Source organism: Frankia tisae (assembly GCF_025403405.1).
Taxonomy (GTDB): Bacteria; Actinomycetota; Actinomycetes; order Frankiales; family Frankiaceae; genus Frankia; species Frankia tisai.
Map to the genome: position 1 here is coordinate 1 of NZ_JANEZT010000550.1, position 3,006 is coordinate 3,006.

Annotated in this window: 3 protein-coding genes; 2 read left to right on the forward strand and 1 reads right to left on the reverse strand. The window is 71.8% G+C overall.

The genetic code is table 11. The annotated features are described in order from the left end of the window. Window positions 1-1,120, forward strand: a 1,120-nt coding sequence (locus NBZ85_RS29640; RefSeq protein WP_498041276.1) for an N-acetylmuramoyl-L-alanine amidase, incomplete at its 5' end; no start/stop codon positions are given. 221 nt (window positions 1,121-1,341) lie between these two features. Continuing rightward, the gene (locus NBZ85_RS29645; RefSeq protein ID WP_261559127.1) at window positions 1,342-1,980 is read left to right on the forward strand and encodes a GNAT family N-acetyltransferase; all 639 of its coding nucleotides are present in this window, start codon (window positions 1,342-1,344) and stop codon (window positions 1,978-1,980) included. A gap of 87 nt (window positions 1,981-2,067) precedes the next feature. Here NBZ85_RS29645 and NBZ85_RS29650 read toward each other — a convergent pair. Further along, the coding region (locus NBZ85_RS29650; protein ID WP_261563237.1) for a ParB/RepB/Spo0J family partition protein at window positions 2,068-3,006 on the reverse strand (939 nt) is incomplete at its 5' end.

The following is a 3,006-nucleotide window of genomic DNA, read 5'->3' on the forward strand; positions in this document are numbered from 1 at the left end:
GCCCATCCCCGCAGCACCAGCCATCCCCGCAGCACCAGCTGCGGACGGCGCACCCAGCCCGGCTGCGGCGTCGGGGGGTGCCGCGGCCGCTCCGCCCGACCGGTTCGACCGCGATCTCGACAACGCGCTGCGGGCATTCCAGCAAAGCCGGGGCCTCTCCGTCGATGGGATACTCGGTCCGGACACCGCACGGGCGCTCGAGGAGGCCCGCCACAATCTCGGCGACAGGTTGCTCTATCTCAGCGCCGCGCACCCCTTCGTCGGGGACGACGTGGCGGCGTTGCAGGAGCGCCTGTTCAACATGGGATTCGACATCGGCCGGACCGACGGCATCTTCGGCCCGCGGACGGAGAGCGCGGTGCGCGACTTCCAGCGCAACCGCGGCCTGGATCCCGACGGCCGCTGCGGTCCGCGGACGCTGCGCGAGCTCAAGCGGCTGCGTCGCACCGTGACCGGTGGCCGTCCCGACGTGCTACGCGAGTCGGTCCGCCTGCTCGCCCGCGGCACCTCCCTGCTCGGGGTGGTCGTCGCCCTCGATCCCGGGCACGGCGGCGACGACCCCGGCATCGTCAGTGGCGGCCTGTGCGAGCGGGACATCATGGCCGATCTCGCCGCCAGGCTCACCACCCGCCTACTCGACTCCGGCCTGGAATCCCACCTCATCCACGGCCCGGACGAATCGCCGAGCGAGTCCGAGCGCGCCGCCCGCGCGAACGAGCTCGAGGCCGACCTCCTGATCTCGCTGCATGCGGACGGCAGCACCTCCCGTCACGCGCGGGGGGTCTCGGCCTACTACTACGGCAACGCCCGCGGGTCCTCGGCCGTCGGTGAGCGATTCGCCCAACTTGTCCAGCGTGAGATCGTTTCCCGCACTGACATGCCGGACTGCCGCACGCACCCGAAGGTCTGGGATCTGCTCCGCCGCACTCGGATGCCGACGGTCCGACTCGACCTCGGCTACCTGACCAACGATCACGACGCGCACGCACTCGGTTCGACCGAGTTCCGCGCCGCGGTCGCCGAGGCGGTCCTTGCGGCGACGCAGCGGCTGTTCCTCCCGCCGGAGATGGACGCCCCGACGGGACAGCTTCACGTCCCGCGGCTCGCCGGTCGCGCCTGACGGCCCCGCAGGTCCGACCGGTACCCGCCACCCCGGCGAACGCGGCGCGGCGCGGTGACCGCAGCAGCCCGGCGCACGCGGGAGAGTGGTTTCACGTGAAACGGGTGCGGTGCGTCGGGGGTCGATGCAGACCGGCCAGCCTAGGCTGAGTCCAAACGGCCGCGATTCACCCCACCGGGGTGGACGGCGGCCCGGTGGCCGACCGCGGGAGTGCCCTTTCGATGAGCCGTCGCATCGCGAACATCACCCTGGACAACATTGACGACCTGCCGCTGCCCTGCCGCCGCTGCGTGTTCTGGGAGCTCGATCCGGTCGCGCGCAGCCGCGCAGAGGAGACCGGAGCCACCGACCTCGAGAAGGAGGCCTGGGTCTCGGCGGCGCTACTTGAATGGGGAAGCTGCGGGAAGATCGTCTACGTTGACAATGTCCCGGCCGGATTCATCATGTTCGCGCCGCCCGCGTACGTGCCCCGCTCGGCTGCCTTCCCCACCAGCCCGGTGTCACCGGACGCGGTCCTGTTGATGACGGCGCTCATCGTGGAGGAGTTCGCGGGCCAGGGCCTCGGCCGCATCCTCATCCAGTCCATCACCAAGGAAATCCTGCGCCGGGGGTTCAGGGCGGTGGAGGCGTTCGGTGATCTGCAGAACTCCGGCGCCCGGTGCGTGGTGCCCGCCGATTACCTGCTGGCCGTCGGCTTCAAGACGGTGCGCCCCCACCACCGGTGGCCCCGGCTGCGTCTCGAGGTGAAGAACGCGGTGAGCTGGCGTGAGGACGTCGAGGTCGCGCTGGAACGACTACTCGGCTCGATGACTCCGGAGGGAGTGCTCCGCAAGGTCGGCCAAGCCGGCAATCCCGCCTGACACCAGCCGGGACGCCTCGCCCCCGCGTCCCATGCTGGTCAGGCCGCCCGCCCCTCCCCGGGAAGGATCCCCGGGTCGACCGGCGGGCTAATGTGGCGAGACGGCGTCCGGCGCGGTCGCGGGGGACATCACCGCGACGATCCGCTCCAGGTCCTCGAGGGAGCCGAACTCAACCGTGATCTTTCCCTTGTTGCGCCCCATATCCACCTTCACTCTCGTCTCGAAGCGGTCCGAGAGCTGGTCGGCGAGTCGTGACAGGGTCGGCGGGGTCGAGCGGGGGCCACGCGGGGGCCGCTTGCGCGGCGTGTCCTCGTCCAGCGCGACAATCTCCTCGACGGCCCGAACGGACAGCCCCTCCGCGACGATGCGGGTGGCGAGCCGATCCTGAGCCTCGGCGTCGCGCAGCGAGAGCAGCGCCCGCGCATGGCCCGCCGAGAGCACGCCGACCGCAACCCGCCGCTGCACCGCGGGCGACAGCCCGAGCAGGCGGATGGTGTTGGTGACGTGCGAGCGGGACCGGCCGAGCCGGCCGGCGAGCTCCTCGTGGGTCGCCCCGAAGTCCTTGAGCAGCTGCTCGTACGCCGCCGCCTCCTCAAGCGGGTTGAGCTGCTGGCGGTGCAGGTTCTCCAGCAGGGCGTCGCGCAGCATGGCGTCGTCGGCGGTCTCCCGCACGATCGCGGGGATGCGGGTCAGATCGGCCAGCTGGGATGCCCGCCAGCGCCGTTCGCCCATCACGAGCTCGTACTGCTCCGGCCCCACCTGGCGGACGACGACCGGCTGGAGCAGGCCGACCTCGCGCAGGCTCGCGGCCAGCTCCTCCAGCGCATCCTCGTCGAAGTGCGTCCGGGGCTGGCGCGGATTCGGGACGATCGACCCAACCTCCAGGTCGCGGAAGGTCGCGCCCTGCACAGACAACGGGCCGATGCGCTCGCCGCTGCGCAGGCCGAAGGCGCCGAGGTGGCCGCCGCCGCCGCCGTCGGCATAGCCGGCGGGGTCGGCATAGCCGGCGGGGTCGGCATAGCCGGC

What these genes read in the sequence shown, in the direction of transcription:
- NBZ85_RS29645 (WP_261559127.1), top strand. Translation starts at nt 1,342, where the DNA reads ATGAGCCGTCGCATCGCGAACATCACCCTGGACAACATTGACGACCTG.